Origin of the sequence: Microbacterium sp. B35-30, assembly GCF_010634855.1 — a bacterium.
GTDB lineage: Bacteria > Actinomycetota > Actinomycetes > Actinomycetales > Microbacteriaceae > Microbacterium.
Genome location: NZ_MWLQ01000003.1, coordinates 71,815 through 96,745 on the forward strand (window position 1 = coordinate 71,815; position 24,931 = coordinate 96,745).

Sequence of the window (24,931 nt, forward strand, 5' to 3'; positions counted from 1 at the left end):
GGCCTTATGACCGTGGTGTTGACGAACGGGACAGTATTCGTCGAGGAGAGCCTGCGCGAGCAGGCCGCCGACCTGGTGCGACGCGCGCACGACCGGGGCGCACGGGAGTTCTCCCTCGCCGCCGATGACGGCGAGCCTGTGGCGGTTCCGCCCGACGTGAGCTCCTTCCTGATCCAGGTGCTCCGCGGTCTGGCCCGTGGCCACTTCGCCGTCAGCGCGCTGCCGGCGGAGCTGACCACCACCGTCGCGGCAGAGCTCGTCGGCGTCTCACGCCCCACGCTGATGAAGCTGGTGCGCAGCGGCGAGCTGCCGTCGCGGCAGGTCGGAACCCATACGCGACTGCGCACCGACGACGTGCTGGCGCTGCGCAAGAGCCGCGCGCAGGATCGACGCGCTGCCCTCGAGGCGCTGCGCGAGCTCGACGACGAATTCGGAGCGGATCGATAACCGCCCCCGGGTAGCCTGACCTGGTGCCGCAACGTGTATTCGTCGACGCCGACGTCCTCGCCGCGCGCACCCCGTACGAGTGGCTGGCGCTGCTGCGCGACGAGACCGACGCCTTCCAGCTGCACTCTTCCCCCGCCGTCGTGGCCGAGGCCGTGCGTCTGTGGCGGAGCGGGGATCCGTCCGCGCGAGCGGCGGCGGCCCCGCGGCGCCTGGCTCTTCTCACGGCCAGCCTCGACGAGGTCGTGGGCGCCGCGGAGACGGATGCCGAGCCCGGCGTCGGCGGCCGGGTCGGCGACTCCGCCGTCGGGGACGCCCTCACCACCGGCGCGCATGTGCTGCTCTCGGCGAGCGCCCGCACGCGCGAGGACGGCGACGGTCTGCCGTTCGAGATCTGCACACCCGACGAGTTCCTCTGCCTCACGGACGACACCGCACCCGCTGCCGTGCGCGACGTGACGAGGCAGCGCGCCGCCCAGCCGCTCGCGGACGCCCTCGCCGGCGCCGGGTGCCCGGCGTTCGCCGAGCGCGTGGCATCGCACCTGCGAGCGATCGCCCGCTGAGCCCCCCGGCCGCGTCCCCGAACCGGTGGTTCCTCAGGAGCGCGCGGTCCACCACTCGCGCAGGCGCTGCTCCGCGGCATCCGGCCCGATCACTCCTTCGTCGAGGCGCAGGTCGAGCAGGAAGCGGTACGCCTCGCCGACCTCGCGGCCCGGCGGGATGCCGAGCACCTGCTGGATGCGGTTGCCGTCGAGCTCGGGCCGCATGGCCTCGAGCTCTTCCTGCGCGGCGAGCTCGGTGATGCGGCGCTCGATGTCGTCGTAGGCGCGGGCGAGGCGCGTGGCCTTCTTGACGTTGCGGGTCGTCACGTCGGCGCGGGTGAGGATGTGGAGGCGGTCGAGCTCGGCATCGGCATCCCGAACGTAGCGGCGCACCGCGGAATCGGTCCACGCGCCCTCGGAGTACCCGAAGAAGCGCAGGTGCAGCTCGATCAGCCGCGTCACGGTCGCGATGGTGGCGGAGTCGAAGCGCAGCTCCTGCAGCCTCTTGCGGGCGAGGCGCGCGCCCTTGATGTCGTGGTGGTAGAACGTCACGCCGCCGCCCGGCTCGAGCCGCCGCGTCGCCGGTTTGCCGATATCGTGCAGCAGCGCCGCGAGCCGCAGCGGCACGTCGGGGGCGGCATCCGGATTGCGCTTCTTCTCGAGATCGATCGCCTGGCGCAGCACGGTGAGCGAGTGCTCGTAGACGTCCTTGTGGTGGTGGTGCTCGTCGACCTCGAGCTGCAGCGCCGGGATCTCGGGAAGGAACTCGCCGATCAGCCCGGTCTCGACGAGCAGACGGATGCCGCGCACCGGGTCGTCCGTCGCCAGCAGCTTGACGAGCTCAGCTTGGATGCGCTCGGGGCTCACGATCTCGAGGGTCTGGCGCAGCTCCGCCATCGCGGCCTCGGTGGCGGAGTCGACGGCGAAGCCGAGCTGCGACGCGAAGCGCGCGGCCCGCAGCATGCGCAGCGGGTCGTCGCCGAAGCTGACCGCCGGGTCGGCAGGAGTGCGGAGGATGCCGTGCACCAGGTCTTCGACGCCGCCGGTCGGGTCGACCAGGGTCTGCCCCGGCACCCGCAGCGCCATGGCGTTGACGGTGAAGTCGCGGCGCGCGAGGTCGCCCTCGATGGTGTCGCCGAACTCGACCGTCGGCTTGCGGGTCACGCCGTCGTAGCTGTCGGCGCGGTACGTCGTGATCTCGACCTGCTCGCCGCGGACACGGGCGCCGATGGTGCCGAACGCCCGCCCGATGTCCCACTGCGCCGAGGAGATGGGCTTCACGATCTTCAGGATGTCGTCGGGGCGGGCATCGGTCGTGAAGTCGAGGTCGTTGGTGCGGCGGCCGAGCAGCGCGTCGCGGACGGGGCCGCCCACGATCGCGAGGTCGAAGCCGGCGTCGGAGAAGGCACGCGCGAGCGTGGCGACGACGGGGGACTCGGCGAGCGCGCCGAGGCGCGCGACGCCCTCGGCCATGTTGAGCATGGGCTCCAGCCTACCGAGGGTCCAGGCTGCGCCAGCCGCGCACGTCACGCCGCGAGCCGCAGGAATCCGGTGAAAGCCAGCTCCCGGACGCGGGGAAGAAGGTCGGCGCGCAGCGCAGCGGGGTCGACTTCCAACAGCTCGGCGATCGCATCGACGAGCGCACCGATCGGCAGATCGCCGTCGCACGCGCCGACGAGCGCTGCGAGCCCGGGGTCGACGCTCAGCGCACGCCCGAACCCGCCACCCTGTCGCAGTTCGATGACGGTCGGGTCCTCGGCCCCGGGCAGGTGGTGCCGGGCTTCGGTGACGTCGTGGGCGACATGGAAGACGGATGCCGCGAGCCCCGCGTCGTCGACCCCCGCCAGGCGGTCGTGGGCGTCGAGGGCCGCCGCCAGGTGGGCGCCGATGCTGTCGCCGGCGAGGGCGGTGTGGAGCGTCTCGTACCGCGCCAAGGTGGGCGCGCCCGACACCGGACGCCGCAGCAGCAGGTAGCCGAACCCGATCTCGGTCACGCCGCGCGCGCCGAAGTCGTCGAGCCACGCGTCGACCAGCCGCGCGAAGCCGGGCCCGCCCGGCAGCGTGCCGCCGTCGCGCACCCACAGCTCGGCGTACGACAGCGGGTCGAGGCTCTCGCGCTCCACCACCCACGCGTCCAGCGGCACCGGCGACGATGCGACCCAGTCCCGCACGCGCTCCAGCCCGGGAACGCCGTCACGGGTCTCCCAGTTGCCGAGCAGCTGCGCGGTTCCGCCGGGGGCGAGATGCGCGCCGACGCCCGTGACGAACGCCGCCACGACGTCGTCGCCGACCATGCCGCCGTCGCGGTACTCGTAGGCCGGCACGTCGGCGACGCGCGGCGTGATCACGAACGGCGGGTTCGACACGATCCGGTCGAACTGCTCGCCGGTGACGGGTTCGAAGAGACTCCCGAGCCGCACCTCGATGCCGTCGATGCCGTTGAGCAGCGCGTTCAGCCGGGTGAAGCCGAGGGCGCGCGGCGAGATGTCGGTGGCCACGACGTGGTCCACCTGCGCGCGGGCGCGGAGCGCCTGGATGCCGCATCCCGCGCCGATGTCGAGCCCGTGGCGGGCGGGCGTCGGCAGCTGCAGCCCGGCGAGCGTCAGCGACGCGCCGCCGACGCCGAGAACGTGGTCCTCGGGCAGCGGCCCGCCGAGCGCGGCCTCGTCGAGGTCGCTCGCGATCCACCACTGTCCGGTTCCGGACGCATCCGTGTACGACTGCGGACGTACCACCGCGAGCGGCCGCACGCTCGTCCCCGTGGTCGCCGCGCTGTCTTCTGCGGCGCTGCCCTCGGCGGCCGCGGCGCCGGCGTCGGCGACGGTCGCCAGGCCCAGGCGCGCGAGTCCCTCCGCGCCGGCGCGGACGAGCGCTTCATCGACGGATGCCGCAGCCTGCGGCATCCCGAGCACGAGAAGCCTGCCCAGCACGGCGAGGGCGTCGCCGCGGTCGCCGAGCGCGCGCGCGGCGGGCGTTCGCAGACCGCGGGCGATGGCGTCGTCGGCAGCCGCGCCCCACGCGTCGCGCAGCGCCTCGGCGGTGAAACCGGCGTCACGGAGATCGTCGGCGAGGTCACGGCAGAGGGCTGGATCCGGTTCGGGAAGCACGGGTCCATTCAACCGCGCCGCGCCCAAACGCGGCGCCAGGCACGTTCGCAGGCGACGCGCGCGGGGCGGCGTCGGGCGGGCTCCGAGGCGCGGACCGTAGAATCGCACTCGATCGTGCGGTCAGGCCATCGCACAGGAGCGAACCCCCCGACAGGATCATCGTGACCCCACCGCGAGCCCCGCAGCGCCCCGTGCGCCGCGCCCCGCGTTTCGTGACCGCCGCCGTCGCGGCCGTTGCGGTGCTTGCGGGGCTCCTCGTGCCCGGCGGCGCCATGGCGGCAAGCCCCCAGCCCTCACCCAGCCCGACCTCGACGATTCCCGCCGGCACCACCGTGTTCACGCTGTCGCCGCTCGCCAACGGCATCGTGCGCCCCGGCGATCCGCTGAGCGTCACCCTCTCGCTGCAGAACGGCACGGACGCCGCCACCGCCCCATTGACCGTGACGCTGTCACTCGGCCGCACCCCGCTCGCCGACCGCGACGCGCTCGGCGACTGGCTCGACCAGGCGGACGCACCGGCGGCGCTCGACCAGGTCGCCACGGAGACCTTGGGCGCGGTGGAGCCGGGTTCGGCCGAACGACAAGGCATGACGATCGCGTCAGCCGACCCGGTCCTCGCGGGTCGCGCGCCCGGGGTGTATCCGCTCGCCGCGTCGTACGAAGGCGACGGCGGTACGGTGACCGCCACGAGCGCGATGATCGTGCCTCCTGACGACGCCGCCGACGTCGGCATCGGGGTGATCGTGCCGATCACCGCGGGCGCGCTGAGCGAAGGGCTGCTCACCTCGGAGGAGCTCGCCGTGCTCACGGCGCCCGACGGCGATCTGACCACCCAGCTCGACGCCGTCGCCGACACCGGCGCGATTCTCGCGGTCGACCCTGCCGTGCCGGCCGCGATCCGGGTGCTCGGCATGTCGGCGCCCACATCGGCGCTCGATTGGCTCGCCCGCCTCGAGAGCCTCCAGAACTCGCGCTTCGCGCTGCAGTTCGGCGATGCAGACGTCACCGCGCAGCTGCAGGCCGGAGCGCCCCAGCCGCTCGCGCCGACGTCGTTCATCGCCTACATGTCGCCGTCGGACTTCACCGCCCCGACGCCCACGCCGACCACGACACCCGTACCCACCGCCTCCGGCACGCCGACACCGACGCCCACACCGACGCCGCAGCCGTCCGACTCGCTGCCGAGCACCGACACGCTCCTCGCGGTCGGCCCGGCCACACGCCCGGCGGTCTTCTGGCCGGCCGACGGCACCGCCGACGCCGACATCGTCTCGCGCCTCGGAGAGCTCGGCACCGAGGGAGCGTCTGCGGCGACGATCGTCCCGTCCTCGACAACGAAGGCCGGAGCCGCCGGCCGCTCCGTCTCAGCCCGCGGTCTCGTCGGTGACGCCGAGGTGCTCGTGTACGACAGCGACGTCTCGTCGGCCCTCGACGAGGCGTCGCGGAGCGACGAGCCCTGGCTCCGCGGTGCGCCGCTCACGACCGCCACCGCGTACCTCGCCTTCGCCGCAGCCGACGCCGACGGCCCGCTCCTCGTGACGGTCGGGCGCGGTGACGGACGCCCGGCGTTCGGACTGGCGGCGGCCATCTCGGCCGCCGTGTCCGCGCCGAACGTCACTCCCCGCGCCCTTCCCGCGATGGCTGCCGGCGAGGCGCGGGAAGTCGAGCTCGCGGGCACCGAGGCCTCTGCGGAGCGGGCGGCGGCGGCATCCGCTCTCATCGGCGGGGAAGGCGAGCTCGCCCGGTTCGCGACGATCCTCGACCAGCCGCCGCTGCTCACCGGCCCCGAGCGTGCCGAGATCCTGCAGTTGCTCGGCGTCGCGTGGATCGGCGACGACACGTGGCCCGCCACGATCGCCGAGCACCGCGCCGAGACCGTCGACGCCCTCGGCTCCGTCGCGCTGCTGCCGACCAGCCCGAGCGACCTGTACGGGTCGAACGCCGCGCTGCGGTTCTGGGTGCGCAACGACCTGCCCTACCCCGTCAACCTCGTGCTCTACACGACCCGCGACAACCTCCGCCTCGACGTCCAGGGCGAGACCCCCGTCGTCGCGACGCCGTCGAGCAACACGCGCGTCGAGGTGCCGGTGCAGGCCAGGGTCGGCCGCGGCGACGTCACCCTCAGCCTCCAGCTGCGCAGCCCCGCCTTCGTGGCGATCGGCGAGCCGGAGTCCGTCGAGATCAACGTGTACGCCGACTGGGAGACCGCCGGCCTCGCGGCCCTCGCCGTGCTCGTCGGCATCCTCCTCGCGATCGGCATCGTGCGCACCGTGCTGCGCATGCGCCGGCGGCGACGGGGGACGGATGCCGCCGGCCCGGGCTCGGGCGAAGGTCCGCGTGCGGGTGATGGCTCGGGCGAGGGTGCGGACTCAGGGTCGGGTGCGGACTCTGGGTCGGGTGCGGGCTCGGACTTGGACTCGGGTTCTGCAGTCGGCGGGGCTGCGGCCGACGGTGAGGCTCCGGTGAACGGTCGGACTGCGGGCGACGAGAGTCCTGCAGACCGCGTGGTTCCAGCCGAGGGGGAAGCCGCTGCCGACCCCGCCTCGAGCGACGAGCGGCACCGATGAGCGGCATCGGGCGCGCGAGCGTTCTCATCGGCGCCGGCACGATCGTCTCCCGACTCACCGGATTCCTGCGCGCCGTCGTGCTCGTCGCGGCCGTGGGCTCGGTGGGCAGCCGCGCCGGCGACGCCTTCAGCACCGCCAACCAGCTCCCCAACAACATCTACGCCATCATCTCCACCGGTCTGCTCACGGCGGTGATCGTGCCGCAGATCGTGAAGGCGAGCTCGCACCAGGATGGCGGTCGCGCCTTCATCTCGAAGGTGTTCACGCTCGGAACCGTCGTGCTCCTGGCGACGACCCTGCTCGCGACGCTCGCCGCGCCGTGGCTGGTGCAGCTGTACGCCCCGGACTACACGCCCGAGCAGCTCGCCCTCACGACGACGTTCGCGTACTGGTGCCTGCCGCAGATCTTCTTCTACGGGCTGTACGCGCTGGTCGGTGAGGCGCTCAACGCGAGGCGTGTCTACGGCCCCTTCACCTGGGCCCCGATCGTCAACAACGTCGTGTCGATCGCCGGCTTCGTCGGCTTCATCCTGCTTTTCGGCGGACCCGTCACCGACCCCGTCGGCTGGACGCCCGACATGATCGCCCTCCTCGCCGGCACGGCGACGCTCGGCATCATCGTGCAGGCCGCGATCCTGCTGTTCTTCTGGCGGCGCACCGGACTGCACGTGCGCCCCGACTTCCGCTGGCGCGGCGTGGGCCTCAACCACATCGCGAAGCTCGCGGGGTGGACGTTCCTCATGGTCGTCGCAGGTCAGCTCGCCGGACTCGTGCAGTCCCGGGTACTCTCCCCGGCGTCCGGCGAGGGGCCTGCGGCTGCCGCCTCGGCGAACGCCTGGCTGCTCTTCATGCTCCCGTACTCGATCATCGTGCTGTCGATCGGAACCCCCTACTTCACGCAGCTGAGCGAGCACGCATCGGCAGGACGCGACGATGACGTCCGTGCCGACATCGGCCGCAGCATCCGCACGCTCGGCGTGTTCATCGTTATCGCGGCCTTCGCTCTGGCCGCAGCGGCCGTTCCGGCCTCGCGCATCTTCACCAACTCCGCATCGGAGGCTGTCGCCGCCGCGTGGGTGCTCCTCGCCTTCCTCGTCGGGCTGATACCGCTGGCCGTGCTGTTCGTGATCCAGCGGAGCTTCTACGCCTACAACGACACCCGCACTCCGTTCTTCTTCACGCTGGTGCAGTGCGCCATCGTCGTGGCGACGGCGCTCGTCGCCCAGGCTCTCCTCACGGCGGACTTCCTCGCCGCGGGCGTCGCGCTCGGCCAGTCGTTGGCGAGCATCGTGCAGGTGATCCTCGCGACGTGGCTGCTCCAACGGCGGCTGGGCAGCCTCGCCATCGGATCATGGATGCTGTCGCTCGCGCGCTTCGTCCTCGCCGCGGTTCCCGCCGCGGCGGCGGGTTGGGCCGTGTTCCTGTGGTTCGGCGGCGCAGACGGCTGGACGGCGTCGACCCCGCTGCTCGGAGCCCTGGGCGCCGCCGTCATCGGCACGGTGGCGATCGCCGTGTACGTCGGGTTCCTGGCGCTCCTGCGCGCGCCGGAGCTCTCGGTGGCGATGGGCCTCGTGCGGCGCTTCCTGCCCGGTCGCCGCTGACGGTCGCTTCTCCGTTGGGCTGGCAGGGTCGACGCCCGCTGGGACCGCCTTACGGGCCGATCGCCGCGCCCGCAAGGGGACGGGGGACGGAATGCCGCGCGGTTACCATGTGTTGAGGCATCCGTAGCCTGCGCGTCTGTCGCGACGCGCTTGGCGAGCTTCACGAGGAGCGCCGCGAGCCTCCCAGGAAAGGAATGGTGCGCACGTGCGTCAGGTCATCATCATCGGATCGGGTCCCGCGGGTTATACGGCGGCGATCTATGCCGCGCGCGCGAACCTGAACCCGCTCGTCGTGGCGAGTTCGGTCGAGGCCGGCGGCGAGCTGATGAACACCACCGAGGTCGAGAACTTCCCCGGGTTCCCCGAGGCGATCATGGGCCCCGACCTGATGGCCAAGATGCAGGAGCAGGCGGAGCGATTCGGCGCCGAGGTGCTCTACGACGACGTCGTCGAGCTCGACATCGACGGCCCGGTCAAGAAGATCACCCTCGGCAGCGGCGGCAGCCACGAGGCCGACGCAGTCATCTTCGCCACCGGTTCCGCACCGCGCAAGATCGGCATCGAGGGCGAATCCCGGCTGTCCGGTCGCGGCGTGTCGTACTGCGCGACCTGCGACGGGTTCTTCTTCCGTGAGCGCGTGATCGCCGTCGTCGGCGGCGGCGACTCGGCGATGGAGGAGGCCACGTTCCTCACCAAGTTCGCGTCGAAGGTGTACGTCATCCACCGCCGCGACGAGCTGCGCGCCTCGAAGATCATGCAGGACCGCGCGTTCAAGAACGAGAAGATCGAGTTCGTCTGGAACAGCGAGGTCGTCGACATCCTCGGCGAGGACGCCGTCACCGGCATCGTGCTGCAGGACACCGTCGACGGCTCGACGCGCGAGCTGCCGCTGGACGGCGTGTTCGTCGCCATCGGCTACGACCCGCGCACGCACCTGGTGCACCACAAGCTCGACCTCACGCCCGAGGGCACGGTCTGGGTCGATGGCCGCTCCTCACGCACCTCGGTGCCCGGCGTGTTCGCCGCGGGTGACGTGATCGACCCCACCTACCGCCAGGCGGTCACCGCCGCCGGCAGCGGTACGGTCGCGGCGCTCGACCTCGAGCACTACCTCGCCGGACTCGGTGAGGCGGGCGAGCCGGATGCCGCAGGTGACCAGATCGCCGGCCTGCCAGAGGTCAGCACGGTCTGACGCCGCGGGCGTGGCTACACGCCCGGGAACAATCGCGCGACCAGCGCTGTTCAACCCAATCGACAGACTTCCATCGAAGGAGAAATCAGATGACCGCCAAGGCGACGACCTCTGCCACGTTCGAGCAGGACGTGCTCCAGGCCGAGGGTCCGGTGCTCGTGGACTTCTGGGCGGAGTGGTGCGGCCCGTGTCGCATGGTCTCGCCCGTCCTCGACCAGATCCAGTCGGAGCACCCCGACAAGATCACCATCCTGAAGCTCAACGTCGACGAGAATCCCGACCTCGCGATGAAGTACCAGATCACCTCCATCCCCGCGATGAAGGTGTTCAACAAGGGTGCGGTCGAGACGACCATCATCGGCGCGAAGCCGAAGTTCGCCCTCGAGAAGGACCTCGCCGCGTACATCGGCTGAGCGCTTCCCGTTCCTCACGAAAACCCCGCCGGCTCTGCCGGTGGGGTTTTCGCCTTCTGATCGGGATTTCTTCAAATATGCCGCTTCGGGCATCGAAGATCTTCTCGGCTGTCTTGCCGCCGGGTGTCGATCTGGGCGAGGCTTGTTCGACGCACAGAGTGAAGGGGCCACTCGGGCCCCGCATCCGGGGACCAGCCCCGACGGAAGGGAAACCTCATGCGTTACATGCTCATCATGCAGGTCGGTGCCGAGGCGGCCGCCGCGTTCGACCCCGAGACCTACGACATGGCGGAGGCCTACGCCGCCATGGGCGCCTACAACGAGGAACTGCAGAAGGCGGGGGTGTTCCTCAGTGCCGAGGGCTTGTCCGATGCCGCGGAAGGGTTCCGCGTCGACTTCGATTCCGCACCGCCGGCCGTGACGGACGGACCGTTCGCCGAAGCGCGGGAGGTGTTCACCGGTTTCTGGATCATCGAGGTCGCCTCGCGCGAGGAGGCCGAGCATTGGGCTCGCAAGTGCCCCCTCGGGCCGGGCACGGCGCTCGAGGTGCGGCGGGTGAACGACCTCAGCGACTTCGACCAGAGCGACGAGTGGGTCGCCAAGGAGCAGGAGTGGCGCGCCGCCAACGCCTGACCTCGAGGCTCAGCTCGCTTCGGCACGCACCGTCGGATCCCACCGGCGGTGCGTGTTCGCGTCGCCGAGCAGCGACCACACGGCACGTGTGAGCGGCGGATATTCGAGCGCGATCTGCCGCAGGACGCGATAGTGACGGCTCGCGCTCGGCCGCGACCCGCCGTCCTCGGCGATGTTCTCGGCGCGGAGGAGGTACACGACCAGTTCATCGACCGTCGGCAGGTCCTCCATGAATTCCCACGGGTCTTCGCCGGCTCGCAGCCGCTCGTGCACGAGCACCGAGAGTTCATCTGCGGCCTCTGCGCGCAGCAGTTCCAGGCTCGCTCTCCGTCGCAGGGTGTGCTCCTCGTTTGCCACCAGTCCAGGGTACGACGCGATTCCGACACCGCGGGTCAGCCCCTTTACGCTGAGAGCATGACCTCCGACGGGCACGCTCAGCGCGCCGTGGAGGCGGTGTGGCGCGAGGAGTCCGCGCGCATCGTCTCGGCACTCACGCGCCACACCGGAGATTTCGCGTGGGCTGAGGACTTGGCCCAGGAAGCGCTGGTCGAAGCCCTGGCGACGTGGCCGGCGGGCGGCATCCCTGACAATCCGGGCGCCTGGCTCATGTCCGTGGCGAAGCGGCGCGCCATCGACGGATGGCGGCGGCGCGAGCGGATGGCTCAGCGCGAGCCGCTGTTCATCTCGGAAGCGCTCCGCGCCGAGTCTGTGGACACCGTGCCCGATGAGGCGGATCCCGACCACATCGACGACGACGTCCTGCGTCTCGTGTTCGTCGCGTGTCACCCGGTGCTTCCCGCACAGGCTCGACTCGCCCTCACGCTGCGAACCGTCGCCGGCCTCACCACCGAGCAGATCGCGCGCGCGCTGCTCATGACCGTGCCGACGGTGCAGCAGCGGATCGTCCGCGCCAAGCGCGCGCTCGCGGCCGAAGGCGTGCCTTTCGAGGTGCCCGATCGCGCCGAGCGGCCGGCTCGGCTCGCGAGCGTCCTGCAGGTGATCTACCTGCTCTTCACCGAGGGCTACTCCGCCACGGAGGGGGAGGGGCTCGTGCGCCCCGACGTCGCACGCGAAGCGGTGCGCCTCGGCCGGCAGCTTGCCTCGCTGATGCCACGGGAAGCCGAGGTCTGGTCGCTGATCGCGCTGATGGAGTTCCAGTCGTCGCGATTCGCCGCGCGCATCGACGCCGAAGGGCTGCCGCTGACGCTCGAGCAGCAGGACCGCCGCCGGTGGGATCGTTCGGCGATCGCCCGCGGCAGCGAGGCAATCGCGCGGGCAGTACCCGTGGCAGGAACCCTCGCGGGATCCGGTGCCGAGCGCCCCTCTGTCGGCCGAGGCATCGGCTACTACGGACTGCAGGCGGCTATCGCACAGTGCCATGCGGTGGCTCCCACCTTCGCCGAGACCGACTGGCAGCGGATACTCGGGCTCTACGACGCGCTCGCCGCGCTCGCTCCTTCCGCCGTGGTCCGCCTCAACCGCGCCGTCGCCCTGTCGATGGCGGAAGGCCCCGCGGAGGCGCTCGTCGAGGTGGAGTCGCTCGAGACGGAGCTGTCGGGCTTCCGACCGCTGCCCGCCGTCCGGGCCGAGCTGCTCGAACGCCTCGGAGACACGGATGCCGCGGCCGCCGCGTTCCTCGAGGCCGCCGCGCTTCCCGGCAACGACGCCGAGACGGCGCTCCTCCGGCGTCGTGCGGCGCAGGCGAAGTCTTCCGCGCCGCGGCGCACCCAGCCCCGCCGCTGACGCACGGTTACCCCGACCGGTCGTCCGGGGCGGGAGCCGTGTCAGCTCCGCGCCGGGCCGATCACGTTCAGCTGCGCCTGCGGAGCGAACTTCGCGAAGGGCGCACGGCCCACCGCGGCGAGCCGGCCGGTGTCAGCGCGGGGAGCCGGAGACGAGTGCCCGGCAGGAGGGAAGGGCCCCGGCATCACGCCGGGCCGTAGCCGGTCTCTCCCAGCTCGCCCAGGATTCGATTGAGATCCTCGATGCTTGCGAAATCGATCGCAACCTGGCCTTTTCTTGCCGTGAGTGAGATCTTCACGCGGGTGTTGAGGCGATCGCCGAGCCTCTCGGCGACCTCGTCGAGGTGAGCGCGGCGCGAGCCCGCCTGTGGTTTCGCGGCACGGGTGGGTGAGGCATCCGGAAGCTTCGCCGCAGCCTCCGCGGCACGCACCGACAGGTCCTCGTTGACGATCTTGTCGGCGAGGCGCTGCATCGCCGTGGCGTCCTCGAGAGAGAGGATCGCGCGGGCGTGGCCGGCCGTCAGCACACCGGCGGCGACGCGCTGCTGCACCGGCACCGGCAGCTTCAGCAGCCGGATCGTGTTGCTGATCTGCGGCCGCGAACGGCCGATGCGCGTCGCGAGCTCTTCCTGGGTGATGCCGAAGTCCTCGAGCAGCTGCTGGTACGCCGACGCCTCTTCGAGCGGGTTGAGCTCGGAGCGATGAAGGTTCTCGAGGAGGGCGTCGCGGAGGAGGTGCTCATCGGCGGTGTCGCGGACGACGGCCGGGATCGAGGTGAGCCCGGCTTCTCGGGCGGCGCGCGTACGGCGCTCACCCATGATGAGCTCGTACTCGCCCTTCTCGTTGGTGCGAACCACGACCGGTTGCAGCACGCCGAATTCGCGCACGCTGTGCACGAGCTCGGCGAAGTGCTCGTGGTCGAAGTTGGAGCGCGGCTGGCGCGGGTTGGGAACGATGTCGTGCGGGTCGATGTGCGCGAGCCGCGCGCCGGGAACCTCGACCAGGTTCTCCTGGACGTCGGCGGTGGCCGCTTCGACCGACGGGGCTTCATCGACCGCGACAGCGCGGGGGAAGAAGACATCGGCCGGGCGGTCGTCAGCCTGCTCGTTCGTCGGGATCAATGCGCCGATTCCGCGGCCGAGCCCTGTGCGCTTCGCAGCCATCAGACGCCCCTTTCATTCGAGGCGCTGTCGCGCCGGATCATCTCGACAGCCGCTTCGCGGTAGGCGATGGCGCCGGCCGACTGTCCATCGTAGGCGAGAACCGACTGGCCGAAGCTCGGCGCCTCAGAGACGCGCACAGACCGGGGAATGATGGTGTCGAGCACCTCCTTGGGGAAGTGCTCGCGCACCTCGTCGGCGACCTGCTGCGCAAGACGCGTGCGACCGTCATACATCGTCAGCATGATGGTCGACAGCTGCAGCCGCGGGTTGAGGTGCTTCTGGATCATGCGCACGGTGCCGAGCAGTTGGCTCAGTCCTTCGAGCGCGTAATACTCGCACTGGATGGGGATCAGCAGTTCGGTGGCAGCGGTGAAGGCGTTGATCGTGAGCAGACCGAGCGAGGGTGGGCAGTCGATCAGGATGAAGTCCAGCTGCCCTTCGTGCTTCGCGAGGTAGTCGTCCACAGCGACGCGCAGCCGGTGCTCGCGCGCGACCTGCGACACCAGCTCGATCTCGGCGCCGGCGAGGTGGATGGTGCTCGGCGCGCACAGCAGGTTGGGGGACTCCGGGCTGACCTGGATGATGTCGGCGAGGGGGAATTCGTCGATGAGTACGTCGTACACACTCGGGATGTCGGAGGTGTGCGGGACCCCGAGAGCCGTCGAGGCGTTGCCCTGCGGATCCAGATCGATCACGAGGACGCGGGCGCCCCGCTCAGTGAGGGCGGCCGCCAGGTTGACCGTCGTGGTCGTCTTCCCGACGCCGCCCTTCTGATTCGAGACCGTCAGCACGCGCGTACGGCCGGTGAGCTGAACCTCGGCTTCTTCGAGCGCCTTACGGCGCGCCGTCAGGTCTGCGAGCTCCCGGGCGATCGGCGAGTCGTCCACTTCCTGCCCGATGGTGACGCCGTGGTGCTGCGCGATGGGGGAGTCCTCTTCCTGCGTGGCGGTAGTGCTCTCGTCCGAGGCGACGACGGGAGTGACGTCGGGTGATGCGTCGGGTGATGCGTCGGGTGCCGGACCAGCGTAATCGTCGGCCGCGACATCGGCGTCGCTGTCCGTCGTGCCCGCCTGCACCTCTGCCGGTGCGATGTCGGCGCTGGGCGTGAGGTCCTCGTTGGGCGTGAGGTCCTCGTTGGGCGTGAGGTCCTCGCTCGGCGTGACGTCCTCGCTCGGCGTGACGTCCTCGCTCGGCGTGACGTCCTCGCTCGGCGTGACGTCCTCGCTCGGCGTGACGTCCTCGCTCGGCGTGACGTCCTCGCTCGGTGCGACCCGCTCGTCAGGTGCGATGCCCTCGTCCTCTTCCTGGATGTGTCCAGCGGACGCGTCGGCGATGTCGGGGGCCCCGTCATCCATATGGGGCGGGGCTGCGTCCGGCGACGCGGTGTCCGCAGGAACTGCCGACTGGGGTGCGCCGGATGCCTCGGGTGGAGCTTCGACGCTGTCGTCCGCGGAAGCTGACGGCGACTCTGTCGCCAGCGCGGTGAGCGGGCGATCGGACGAGAGGGATGCCTGAGCCTCGGTCTCGTCGGGTTGTTTCACGTGAAACTCTCCCCTTTGCGCGAGCCGCTCAACATCGCCTTCCACCTTATCCCGCCTTCCCCCCATCCCCAGCCGTCGGAGCCAGTTATTCATGCGTTCCTTACCGTTGCGGGCGGGCCTGCTATCGCCTCTAGTCAACATCGCCTGACCACGTCGGCGGCGCTAACCCGCCGCTTCAAGGGAAGCCCGAGTGCCGATTGTGGCAGAAGCGGCGACGCCACGACTTCGACGAGGGCACGGAGACCATCAGCGTCTCGAAACTCGCTCCCTCGTGCCGTCTCGACGCCCGTTCTGCTGCGGAGGACGAGGTCGTCTGCAGGGGTTGCGCGTCCCTCGGCCGCGATATTCAAAGCCCGAGGTGCTTGTTGCACACTGCGTTTCACGTGAAACATCGCACTGCCGACCCGGGTGCTCCAGGCTTTGGCCCGTGAGACGGCGGGTGGAGTCCGTCGTCCGTGGCCTGGCCCATGGGAAGGGCATGCAGGGGGCCACGCACGGCTCGGCCCCACGGCCCATTGCAGGTGTGGGCTCGACTTCGCGAGAGCACCGAGGAAGCCCGTTCGACGCTCACTCAGGCAGTCCCCGCCGTCGTGGTAGCAGCCGCATCGCGGCCCACGTGACCTGCGGGCGTCCGATGACCTCAGTCGACCCCCGCGGGTCTGCACACAGATGAGTCTGCGCGACTGTGCCAGGGCTCCAGCACTCGGCGGGGCATCTTCCTCTCCCACCTGGTCCTCCGCGGGAGTCAAGAGAATGCGCGGCGTTGCCTCGAGTTCACGTCGTCCGTACGCCGCCTCCACCGTTCGGCCCACAGGAATGATCGTCTGGCCCTCGAGCCGCCGGTCCAGCCACCCTGCCGCATAGTCACGCTTGCAGCAGAGCGCCCGATGACCCCCAACCCCGTGCGCCTCGCCTTGCGATGATGCTTGCATCAGGTCGCCCATCCACACCGGTGGGGCGGCAACAGGCTCCGATCGTCGGTCGTCCACCGCGTTCCGAAAGCGCCCGACCAACAGCGGCAGCGCTCGCGCACTTCACGGCGCCCCGAACTCACGCCTCCGTGACGGGGTACGACCTCGCTCGGGCATCGCTTCGCACACCGGAGTGGCACTGCCCTTCGGGTGAGCTTCGTTCCCGCACACGGACGCCGGCGCCTCATCTCATGCCGACAGCGGCCGCGGTGGCGGTCCTGCGTTCCGGCGCACCCGTTCGCAACGGCCCGGCGCAGCCATGACACCTACACTGCAACCCCGATCGGTCACCATCGCGGAGTTTGTGTTTCACGTGAAACATGCGACCCACGCGCCGCGTAGTCGGCAACCGCTTCGCCACACCGTTCAAGAAACTGCGGACACTCACCGCGCGCGCCGTCCGTCAAGGCGCCGAGAGCGCACTTCCCGGCTATTCATGCGAGTGTCGGCCAGAGTCACCGAAACCGGCCCCTGCTACAAGAGCGCGCCGCACCCAAGACGATGTCATGGCAACACCCCGGCCGACCTCATCCCCTGGGTGGGGGACACCGATGCTCACGCCGAAGTCGTCGGGTCGCGGGCGACGTCGGCGAACGGTGGCACGGTCGCCCCAGGGAAGGCGGATACCAAGGCGAATGCCACGATCTTTCAGCACTTCTCGGCGAAAACGGAGCGTCGTGAAGCCAGTCGCGGTCAACAACCCCCGGCGCGACCACTGAGTCACCGCGCCACCCGAGTCGCAGCGGCGGACCGTTTGCCCACCGCCACCGTGATGGCGGCACCGGTGCCTCGCTACACTCCAGTCGCCGCCGCACCCGCCCATTCGCCACCCTTCCCACAGTTCCTAAAGCACACCCACGAAGCGACCACGGGCACCCATCAGCCAACTGTCACCGTCGAGCCCGTGTGTTTCACGTGAGACATTGGGCTCGCGGCCCCCATCCCGCCCCTAGCTGCCGGCTAGCACCCGTCGGCAGGGTGCGCCATACGCCCTCCGCGCCAACCACCGCAGCTTGCGTGTCCCGCCAGTCGCGCCCGTCTCGGCACTATCGACCATGTTCCGGGGCGTAATGGTCCAAGCGGGGCCAGAGGACCACCGCACCTGCCACCCACCGGTCTAGTTCCTCGAAGCGCAGTTCACCTGAGAACCTTCAGCCGCAGACGGAGGGCCGGCGCATCACAGCGCCGGCTCGCCGCGGGTCGGCATGGGACCGCCGACCAAACCGCCTCACACGTTCCCTCACCACTCCACTAGTGAGCTTGTTTCACGTGAAACTTTCGGCGGTGGGACGAGGTCCGGCCCCATCCAGCCCTCGTCCCGCCCGCCTACACGTCGAGCCCTGGATAAGCCAAAACATCTTGAAGGCCGCCACCTGTGGTCATACGAACATGTTGACGCGCGTACAGGCGCCGCTCGATCCGCGACTCGCCTGGAGCGCCACCGACGTGCCGCCACCCCTCAGTGCCCCCCGGCGCCCATTTTCACCTCGAGACCGAAACGCGATCGCTGTCCCGCGCTGGCAGCCACCGGCTCCGTCCCCGGAATCTCGGCCAAGATTGCGTCGTCGGGCCTACCGCCATCGCCTGGAGGCGGCGGTGGTGGACCACGGGGCGTCCAGTCATGGCCGCCGCGTAGCCGCCCTGGTTGGCTTTCGTCCAAGGCGCCATCGACCTCACGCGCGCCATCGGATCAGCCCGCCCGCGCGCGCAGGGCGTTTCACGTGAAACATCTCGCAGCGAGGCCTATCGACTATCAGCCCGCAGTTGTGATCGCCAACGAAGTCCGTGCCCAGCGGAACCGCCGGACCAGCCGTCACGGTGCGATCGGTCGGATGCTGTTTCGAGCACCCGTTCGCGTACGCGTGGCGTAGCGGGACCGGCTGGCGGTCGCCGCTGTGGTGCGCGGCAATACCCTCCCACGAGCTCGAGGCGTAGCACGCGACCGCGCTCATCGGGGGAGGATCCTCTCACCCGATCACGGAGCTGCCACGACCGCCCAAGGAAGGCTGCGACCGGCTCCCGCCGTCATCCGGGGGTCGGTGCCTCCCGCCGCGCGCTGCCTGCCGCGCTTGCCCCGAACGGGCTGACGACGCGCCCGCGAGTACTGCGAGCCGCGGCGATTCGCCAACAGACGCTGGTCCGCCGCGACGTCAAGGCCTCGCCGACCCACGGTCGCACCCGCTGGTCCGTCGGTGACCGCTCCCTGTGGCGGACCAGTTTCGTCATATGAGACCCCAGAGCGATTCCCTCAGCCGGCCATCGCGGGCGCCTCGGCCTTCCAAGCAACCCGCCGTTGGCGCACCGTCGACGAATGTGTCGCCTCGCGACAGCCGAGACGGCGTTACGCGCCCCATCGGAGCTGCGCCGCCCCCCGGCAACCGGCCGCCGGCTCGCACCAAACCGCAGAGCCCTCACGCTCAATACTGCAGATACCGCGCACCCATCAGCAGCATGGGCGGGAAGGAGTGTTTCACGTGAAACGCCTAAGCGAATGCCGGAACATGTCTGCCGACTCTCTCAACGGGACACTACAGACGAGCAACGAAGTAGCAGCCAAACCCTCAGTGCTCGAACGATCACCAGGCTGCACACGATCTCGACCGCTCGCCCCCGTCGCGCCGCGCAAACGGCCCTCGATCATGGGTTGCCAGTCAGCGCCGTCTGCCTGTCGCCCGACAGCCGGCTCGGCCGGTGCGCCGCCGCAGAAGGGGACAGTCTCCCACCTGCCCGGTCACGGTCGCTTGCGGCTCGAACCCTTGAGTCGCGTGACGGTAGGGAATGCGCCCGGCCTCCGAACTGCTCACGTCCAGACCGGTGCCACCATCCGCGAGTGCTGCGCCAACACGCGTCCGTCTCCCTCCCATCCGCGCATTCTGAGGCGCTACGTCTCCAAAACCCCGCTGACTGATGAGTCCAACCGTCGCCGCGCAAACTCTGCTCGGTGCCGTCGGTCGCTCAGAGTGTTTCACGTGAAACATCTGTCAATGCGGTCGCCTTCTCGGCCGCGGAGGCAGTTGCGGTTGATGAGACGCCCACAACGCACCCCGGGTGCGTTCCGAGCACGGCGTTCCGGAACAGGTGAGAGGACTGCGGGCGGGTAGGCGACCCAGGACCTCGCCCATGGGGATCACGCGAACCGTCGACGGCAGGGAGCGGCACACAGCATCGAGGCTGGTCTTCCGTTTGTGTGGAGCAGCAGGGCGAGCGTGTGCTCCGGTGGCTCACCAACATCGGCGACCGCGCCGAGGCAGACGGCCGCCGTGCAGGCGCCGTCACCCTTCGCCCGGCAGGAACGAGCCCTGCCACGTCACTTCGGGTGCTGCACCACGTGAACATGCGCCGCGAGCGGGATCCGGTACGTCGACTTGTCGGCCGTTGTCCCGCGACATATTCGTCACGATTCAGCCAGCACGGTCAAGTGTGGTCGAGGACTGTCACCTCGGGCAAGGCGCCGCAGCCGTCCGGCAGGCGCCTCGCCTCCGCGTCCACTCCCGCGAGGACGACTGTTCGCGCCAGCGGGCGCGGGTCAGGTGTTTCACGTGAAACACCTGACTCAATGACGTTGTCGCGCGTGAAATCAGCGGCCGGTGCGATGCTGCGGCCGCAACACACGGAATCGCACCCTTCGTCGTGGTGACGCAGCAGCGGCGGATACGCGAGCACAGTGAACCACCCGTCGCTATCGGTGAGGCGGACAGGGGCGCCGGCGTTTCACGTGAAACATCCGCACCGGGCCCTCCGACCGCCGCCAGACTTCCGGCGTTCTGAGCGGTCCAGCTCGAGCCTCAGCACTAGCGTTCGGCATCCAACCCGCAGAGCTGACCAAAGCACTGCAGTGCAGTGCAGGGGAGTGAAGTGAACACGGGATGCTGCCATTCCACACAGGGCAAATGAGGGTGTCCGGCGGGTGGGGGAACGAGGAATTGGCCAGTCCGCAGCACTTGCGGCCAGAGCCTCTTGGCCTTCCTGATCCCGGATCTACCGGGCGCACATAGGGAGCTCCCCCCTTCGGGCGTCGGAGCTCGCGTTGACGAGCGCCGCGGCGGGATCAGACGCGGTGTACGCCCGGCCTGCGATCGTCGCGCTGTCATCGGCGTCGCCGCGGGCTTGGTCGTGGCAACCGCGGCGTTCATCGTGGAGCCGTCCACCCGTGCCGACGCTGCAACCCACCGGAATCCCGGCGGACGAGCAGATCCTTCGATTGCTCGAGCCTCCCGAGGCAGCCCAGGTGGGGAGAGGCCTCGCCACGCTGCGCGGCTTCGACCCGCACGACGGTGTCGACGTGTGGCCGGCGTCCAACACCTTCGGGTCGTCGTGCCTCATGAGGACGATGGTCGTCATAGTCGCTGCTAGGGCGAGCGGCAGGCGGCCAACTCGCGTCATGAGGCTCCGTTGGCAATGCCCCGGCCACACGGTGCGCACCAACCGACCCACGGTGAATCTGCGCGAGAGCCGATTCACAGGACGTCGCCACGAGAGGCGCGGGCGTTCCACGTGAAACATCGGTCCATGGAGCTTCGTCGCACGCCCGAGTCACGCAGGACGGCAACGCAAAACCTCGGCTCGCACTTGCCAACCCATCGCGACACCGCGATGCGATGCTCGGAACCTACGAACCCAGAGGCGGACGCACCGGATGATGCAGACGTCCGGCGACTCGTCCGACGCGCAACCGGCTCCGCAAACTGCGGTTGTGCGCCCGTGATCCCGCGGCAGACATCAACCGCGACCCTCTGGCTCTCACACGCCCCACCGATCTCGGGAGCCCCCCGCGGCGGACACACGCATCCGCCGACGTTCCGCGGGAAGCGGGTGACGAAACGAGAGTCGTCCTACCAGATTTGCCCCAACTGCTCCTGCAGACGTCGTCGACCCCACGACGGTGCCCGTCACCGCCTCGCCATCCTCCGTCACGCCCGCCAGTTCCCACGGCGCGTGGCTCACTGTGGCGATGGAGCCTCATGTCTCGAGGTGGCCGTCTGCTGCTCGCCCTAGCAGCCGTTATCACGACCATCGCCCTCGTCTACGGCGCCGATTGGCTCATTACGCTCGTCCCGTCGCCGGCTCTGCGGCCGACGGCACCGCGCCGGTCAGAGCCGAACGGACAGGCGCGACCGCTGGGTTGTAATGAGCAGCGAAGAGAGCTGTTCCCTGAGCTGATCATCGATCGGCGTGCGCTCACCCCCTGCGGGCACCCATTCGCGGCGTCGAAGTGTTGGGGCCGCCGTCGATGATCTCGACAAGGCCCCTGCACACCACGCTCCGGCGATCTGAATGCAGACGTCCGCGCATGGCCTCAGCTCGGCGACGATCTCGCGCAGGAACTCGCCGCAGGCAGTGCTTCCGTTGCCAGCAACGTGGAGCCATGATTGACGCCTTCGTCATCGCGACATCCGATGCCCCCTAGCTCCTGGGGGAGTGGTGCATCCTGACCGCACCGTCTCCTGCGCGCGCACCGGAATGTTGTGTCGTCGTCGTGCCCGCGTCGACCGCTCAGGGCCAAACGGCCTGCGACCCCGCCCGCGTGAACCTCGATGTCGTGAAACCAGGAAGTCGAACGTCGCCGGGCAATATCCCCGGCCACGGTGTTGTCGTACCAATCGACCTCACGGCAAACCTGCGCGAGAGCCGATTCACAGAACGTCCCTATCAGAGGCGCGAACGTTTCACGTGAAACATCGCTCCATGGAGTTCCTTTGGAACACCCGAGCCACGAAGGACGGAGTGCACGACCTCAATCGGCGCTGGCCGACCCATTGCGACACCGCGATGCGATGCTCGGACCGGACCCAGAGGCGGACTCACCGACGTTCCACGTGAAACATCGCGGAGATGGAACCAGCCCCGGCCGCATCCCACGGCTGCCCGCCACGGCTACACCCAGGCCACCCCGTCCGTGCGCACGGCCTGCTGGCTCACCGCTCCCCGGCGGCTGATCGGGATCAGCGAACGGTGCCGCGGATGACCCGTGAGGGTTCCTCGAGCAGGTCCTCGCCGACGACCTCGACACGCGCGTTCGTCACCTTGAACTTGCGGAGCTGCTTCTCGGCGGCCTCGATCTCGTTCGTGGCGCTCGTACCCTTCAGCAGGATGAGCTCGCCGCCGGAGCGGACCAGGGGAGCGGTGATCGGCACCAGGGTGCGCAACGCGCTCACCGCGCGGGCGGTGACGACGTCGAGCACCGGACCACGCTTCCAGTCCTCTGCCCGCGCACGAACCACTTCGACGTTGGCGAGCTCAAGCGCGTCGGCCTGCTCCGACAGCCACGCGACGCGGCGCTCCATCGGCTCGATCAGAACCCACTCGACATCGGGCCGCGCAATGGCGAGCACGAGTCCGGGAAGACCGGCTCCCGAGCCCACGTCACCGACGCGACCGGAGAACAGCGGTGCGATGACGGCGCTGTTCAGGATGTGGCGTGACCACAGGCGCGGCGGCTCGAGGGGGCCGATCAGGCCGCGCTCCTCGCCATGCCGTCCGAGTGCGTCTGCGAACGCGCGCGCAACCTCGATCCGGTCGCCGAAGATCTCGGCAGCGGCCGCGGGCTCCTGCTCGATCTCGATCATCGATGCTTCCGAGCTCAGATGTTCCACGTGAAACGCGCGGCTCAGCCGCGACGGATCACGGTGTGGCGGTCGGCGCCTTCGCCGTAGGACTCCGACACGAAGCCACGATCGGCGACGATGTCGTGCACGACCTTGCGCTCGTAGCTCGACATCGAAGGCAGCGAGGCCTGCGAAGCGCCGTCCTCCAGCCGCGCGATCGCGCGGTCGACGAGCGCCTCGAGCTCGTGCTGGCGGGCGTCGCGTGAACCGCCGACGTCGAGGATGAGGCGTGAGAACCGGCCGGTGCGGTTCTGCACGGCGATGCGCGTCAGCTCTTGCAGCGCCTGCACGGTGTCGGGTGCGGCGATGAGCGCCACCGATCCGCCGGACGGCGCAGCGACGGAGACATAGGCACGGCCGGCGCGGACGTCGAGGTCGAGATCGCCGTCGATGTCGGCGATGTCGAGGAGACCCTCGATGAAGTCGGCGGCGATGTCGCCTTCTTCTTCGAGCTGCGCGACGGTGGCGGGAACCCGCTCCTCGCGCGTGTCGACGGGTGCGTACTCAGGGGAGGTGGTCATAGCGTGATCCTCGTAGGACGTCGGGTCAGGAAGCGGAGCCGGTGGAGCCGGGCGCGCCAGGGGAGTCGGTCTCACCGGCGGCACCGGCCGCCGGGCCGGCGGCCTTCTGCCCAGGCTGCTTCTGCTGCGCCTGCTTCTTGGCGCGCTGCTTGCTCACCGGCTGCTGGCGCTTGGGGGTCGCGGCCTTGGCCTTCTCGGCCTCTTCGTACAGACGGCGCTGCTCGGCAAGGTACTTCTCCATCGGCACGACCTTGCCCGATGCATCGAGCGCCTTGCCCTTGCGCGCCAGACGCTCCTCGCGCGCCTTGGCCGCGTCGGAACCGGGGGTCGGCATCTCGCGGATGACCAGGAACTGCTGGCCCATCGTCCACAGGTTCGACACGAACCAGTAGATGACGACGCCGAGCGGGAAGAACACGCCCGAGAAGATGAAGCCCAGCGGGAGGACGTAGAGCATGATGCGCTGCATCTGGTACGCCTGGCCGGTCTTGGCCTCGGGGGAGAGGTTCTTCGAGATGATCTGCAGCTGCGTGAAGAACTGCGACGCGATCATCAGCACCACCAGCGTCAGCAGGATCGCGATGGCCGCGGTGTTGCCGGTGTTGAAGGCGTCGATCAGCGTCTCATGCAGCGACGCGACGCCGAAGAGCTTCGCGTTGTAGAACTCGGCCGTGAGCTCCGCGTTGAGCAGGCCGACGCCGCCGATGCCGGCGGCGTAGTGCTTGGTGACGTCACTCAAGACGCTGTACAGCGCGAAGAAGACCGGCATCTGCACCAGGAGCGGCAGACAGCTCGACACCGGGGTCGTGCCGTGCTTCTTGTACAGCGCCATGGTCTCGCGGCTCATGGCCTCGCGAGACAGCTGATCCTTCTTGCCCTTGTACTTCTCCTGAACTTTCCGCAGTTCAGGAGCAATTTCCATCATCTTGCGCTGGCTCTTGATCTGGCGCACGAAGAGCGGGATGAGCGCCGATCGAACGACAATCACCAGGCCGACGATCGACAGCACCCAGGTGATGCCGTCGGCGGCCGGCAGGCCGATCGCCGTGAAGAACCAGTGCCAGAAGACGAGTACCGCCTCGACGGCCCACTTCAGCGGCCACAGGATGATCCCGAAGAGATCGAAGCCGCCGCTCGGCGCTGCGGGGGACGGCGAGGGCGTCGAAGCCAGGGCTGACAAGAGATCCATGTGGAGGATCAGTCCTTTCCGGTGGGGGCGGGCACGACGAACCCGTGACGGGTCAATTCGTGCCGGAAGTTCTGGTGGGGCGGCACGTCATCGACGCCGCCGACGGCCCACGGGTGGCAGCGGGCGAGGCGCGCTGCGGTGAGCGCCGCACCTCTCACGGCACCGTGCTGCTGCACTGCGCCGACCGCGTAGGCCGAGCACGAGGGGTAGTACTTGCAGACGTCGCCGTAGGTGTGCGAGATCGTGGCGCGGTAGCCGTGCAACAGTGCGAGGACCGCGTTACGGGGGAGAAGCGGGACGCTGCGGAGCGAATCGGATGCCGAGAACTCGGCGTCGCCGAGGGTATACGCGGGAAGGACGCTCATCGGGTCCTCCGTGCCAGGCACTTCTCGACGTCGCTGCGCAGATCGGCGAAGGACGCGGAGGCTGCGCTGGGCAGTGCGCGGATCACGATGTCATCACCGGGCGGGACGGCTGCGAGCGACTCGTAGCAGAGGGCCTTGAGGCGACGGCGGACGGTGTTGCGCACGACCGCGCCACCCACCCGCCGGCTCACGATGAAACCGAACCGCGCCGGACCATCGGTCACAGCGCGGTTCACGTATGTCACGGTGTGCGCTCCGGCGCACCGACGGCCCCGACGGACGACGGCCTTGTACTCCGCTCCGCGGGTGAGTCGGTTCCGCCTCCCGAGCACCGC

The 24,931-nt window shown here is 69.7% G+C and carries 18 protein-coding genes; 8 read left to right on the forward strand and 10 right to left on the reverse strand.

What is annotated here, in order from left to right; genetic code table 11:
• Positions 1-6 precede the first annotated feature (6 nt).
• Both B2K11_RS01765 and B2K11_RS01770 read left to right on the forward strand, forming a co-directional pair.
• On the forward strand, positions 7-447 hold the full coding sequence (locus B2K11_RS01765; protein WP_163616243.1) for a helix-turn-helix domain-containing protein: 441 nt from the start codon (positions 7-9) through the stop codon (positions 445-447).
• 23 nt (positions 448-470) lie between these two features.
• The gene (locus tag B2K11_RS01770) at positions 471-1,007 is read left to right on the forward strand and encodes a hypothetical protein (RefSeq protein ID WP_163616245.1); all 537 of its coding nucleotides are present in this window, start codon (positions 471-473) and stop codon (positions 1,005-1,007) included.
• A 33-nt stretch (positions 1,008-1,040) separates the two neighbouring features.
• Here B2K11_RS01770 and B2K11_RS01775 read toward each other — a convergent pair whose 3' ends face one another.
• Together B2K11_RS01775 and B2K11_RS01780 are read right to left on the reverse strand one after the other, a co-directional pair.
• On the reverse strand, positions 1,041-2,468 hold the full coding sequence (locus B2K11_RS01775) for a CCA tRNA nucleotidyltransferase (protein WP_163616247.1): 1,428 nt from the start codon (positions 2,466-2,468) through the stop codon (positions 1,041-1,043).
• Positions 2,469-2,512: 44 nt separating this feature from the next.
• A complete protein-coding gene (locus B2K11_RS01780) occupies positions 2,513-4,093 on the reverse strand; it encodes a methyltransferase (RefSeq protein ID WP_163616250.1) in 1,581 nt (526 codons plus the stop codon).
• Positions 4,094-4,254: 161 nt separating this feature from the next.
• On the opposite strand from B2K11_RS01780, the gene B2K11_RS01785 reads away from it, so the two are divergent.
• The 5 genes from B2K11_RS01785 to B2K11_RS01805 all read left to right on the forward strand — a co-directional run bounded on the left by B2K11_RS01785 (position 4,255) and on the right by B2K11_RS01805 (position 10,499).
• On the forward strand, positions 4,255-6,660 hold the full coding sequence (locus B2K11_RS01785; RefSeq protein WP_163616252.1) for a DUF6049 family protein: 2,406 nt from the start codon (positions 4,255-4,257) through the stop codon (positions 6,658-6,660).
• Positions 6,657-8,261, forward strand: coding sequence for a murein biosynthesis integral membrane protein MurJ (gene murJ / locus B2K11_RS01790; protein ID WP_163616254.1), 1,605 nt, complete (start codon positions 6,657-6,659; stop codon positions 8,259-8,261). The genes B2K11_RS01785 and murJ overlap by 4 nt, the downstream gene beginning before the upstream one ends.
• Before the next feature lie 205 nt (positions 8,262-8,466).
• Positions 8,467-9,453 (forward strand): thioredoxin-disulfide reductase, encoded by a 987-nt coding sequence (trxB, locus tag B2K11_RS01795; protein ID WP_163616255.1) that lies wholly within the window; start codon positions 8,467-8,469, stop codon positions 9,451-9,453.
• Positions 9,450-9,866, forward strand: coding sequence for a thioredoxin (gene trxA / locus B2K11_RS01800; RefSeq protein ID WP_275575853.1), 417 nt, complete (start codon positions 9,450-9,452; stop codon positions 9,864-9,866). The genes trxB and trxA overlap by 4 nt, the downstream gene beginning before the upstream one ends.
• 216 nt (positions 9,867-10,082) lie before the next feature.
• Positions 10,083-10,499 carry a YciI family protein gene (locus tag B2K11_RS01805; RefSeq protein ID WP_163616259.1) on the forward strand — a complete coding sequence of 139 codons (417 nt, stop codon included), beginning with the start codon at positions 10,083-10,085 and terminating at the stop codon, positions 10,497-10,499.
• A 9-nt stretch (positions 10,500-10,508) separates the two neighbouring features.
• On the opposite strand, the gene B2K11_RS01810 is transcribed toward B2K11_RS01805, so the two are convergent.
• A complete protein-coding gene (locus B2K11_RS01810) occupies positions 10,509-10,859 on the reverse strand; it encodes a tryptophan synthase subunit alpha (RefSeq protein WP_204259976.1) in 351 nt (116 codons plus the stop codon).
• Positions 10,860-10,913: 54 nt separating this feature from the next.
• On the opposite strand from B2K11_RS01810, the gene B2K11_RS01815 reads away from it, so the two are divergent.
• On the forward strand, positions 10,914-12,242 hold the full coding sequence (locus tag B2K11_RS01815; protein ID WP_163616262.1) for a sigma-70 family RNA polymerase sigma factor: 1,329 nt from the start codon (positions 10,914-10,916) through the stop codon (positions 12,240-12,242).
• Between the two features lie 184 nt (positions 12,243-12,426).
• On the opposite strand, the gene B2K11_RS01820 is transcribed toward B2K11_RS01815, so the two are convergent.
• The 7 genes from B2K11_RS01820 to rnpA form a co-directional block, all read right to left on the reverse strand.
• Positions 12,427-13,404, reverse strand: a complete 978-nt coding sequence (locus B2K11_RS01820; protein ID WP_163616264.1) for a ParB/RepB/Spo0J family partition protein — start codon at positions 13,402-13,404, stop codon at positions 12,427-12,429.
• A complete protein-coding gene (locus tag B2K11_RS01825) occupies positions 13,404-14,945 on the reverse strand; it encodes a ParA family protein (protein ID WP_163616117.1) in 1,542 nt (513 codons plus the stop codon). Before B2K11_RS01825 ends, B2K11_RS01820 begins: the two co-directional genes overlap by 1 nt.
• A gap of 6,913 nt (positions 14,946-21,858) precedes the next feature.
• Positions 21,859-22,482 carry a 16S rRNA (guanine(527)-N(7))-methyltransferase RsmG gene (gene rsmG / locus B2K11_RS01830; RefSeq protein WP_163616266.1) on the reverse strand — a complete coding sequence of 208 codons (624 nt, stop codon included), beginning with the start codon at positions 22,480-22,482 and terminating at the stop codon, positions 21,859-21,861.
• A 41-nt stretch (positions 22,483-22,523) separates the two neighbouring features.
• A complete protein-coding gene (locus B2K11_RS01835; protein WP_163616267.1) occupies positions 22,524-23,042 on the reverse strand; it encodes a R3H domain-containing nucleic acid-binding protein in 519 nt (172 codons plus the stop codon).
• 25 nt (positions 23,043-23,067) lie between these two features.
• Positions 23,068-24,231: a membrane protein insertase YidC gene (gene yidC / locus B2K11_RS01840; protein ID WP_163616269.1), complete on the reverse strand. Its 1,164-nt coding sequence runs from the start codon at positions 24,229-24,231 to the stop codon at positions 23,068-23,070.
• Between the two features lie 8 nt (positions 24,232-24,239).
• A complete protein-coding gene (gene yidD, locus B2K11_RS01845) occupies positions 24,240-24,596 on the reverse strand; it encodes a membrane protein insertion efficiency factor YidD (RefSeq protein WP_163616271.1) in 357 nt (118 codons plus the stop codon).
• Positions 24,593-24,928 (reverse strand): ribonuclease P protein component, encoded by a 336-nt coding sequence (gene rnpA, locus B2K11_RS01850; RefSeq protein WP_163616273.1) that lies wholly within the window; start codon positions 24,926-24,928, stop codon positions 24,593-24,595. The genes yidD and rnpA overlap by 4 nt, the downstream gene beginning before the upstream one ends.
• Between the last annotated feature and the right edge of the window lie 3 nt (positions 24,929-24,931).

Coding starts and splice junctions, on each gene's coding strand:
- B2K11_RS01765 (WP_163616243.1), top strand. CDS start 7: ATGACCGTGGTGTTGACGAACGGGACAGTATTCGTCGAGGAGAGCCTG.
- B2K11_RS01775 (WP_163616247.1), bottom strand. CDS start 2,468: ATGCTCAACATGGCCGAGGGCGTCGCGCGCCTCGGCGCGCTCGCCGAG.
- murJ (WP_163616254.1), top strand. CDS start 6,657: ATGAGCGGCATCGGGCGCGCGAGCGTTCTCATCGGCGCCGGCACGATC.
- B2K11_RS01805 (WP_163616259.1), top strand. CDS start 10,083: ATGCGTTACATGCTCATCATGCAGGTCGGTGCCGAGGCGGCCGCCGCG.
- B2K11_RS01815 (WP_163616262.1), top strand. CDS start 10,914: ATGACCTCCGACGGGCACGCTCAGCGCGCCGTGGAGGCGGTGTGGCGC.
- B2K11_RS01820 (WP_163616264.1), bottom strand. CDS start 13,404: ATGGCTGCGAAGCGCACAGGGCTCGGCCGCGGAATCGGCGCATTGATC.
- rsmG (WP_163616266.1), bottom strand. CDS start 22,482: ATGATCGAGATCGAGCAGGAGCCCGCGGCCGCTGCCGAGATCTTCGGC.
- B2K11_RS01835 (WP_163616267.1), bottom strand. CDS start 23,042: ATGACCACCTCCCCTGAGTACGCACCCGTCGACACGCGCGAGGAGCGG.
- yidC (WP_163616269.1), bottom strand. CDS start 24,231: ATGGATCTCTTGTCAGCCCTGGCTTCGACGCCCTCGCCGTCCCCCGCA.
- yidD (WP_163616271.1), bottom strand. CDS start 24,596: ATGAGCGTCCTTCCCGCGTATACCCTCGGCGACGCCGAGTTCTCGGCA.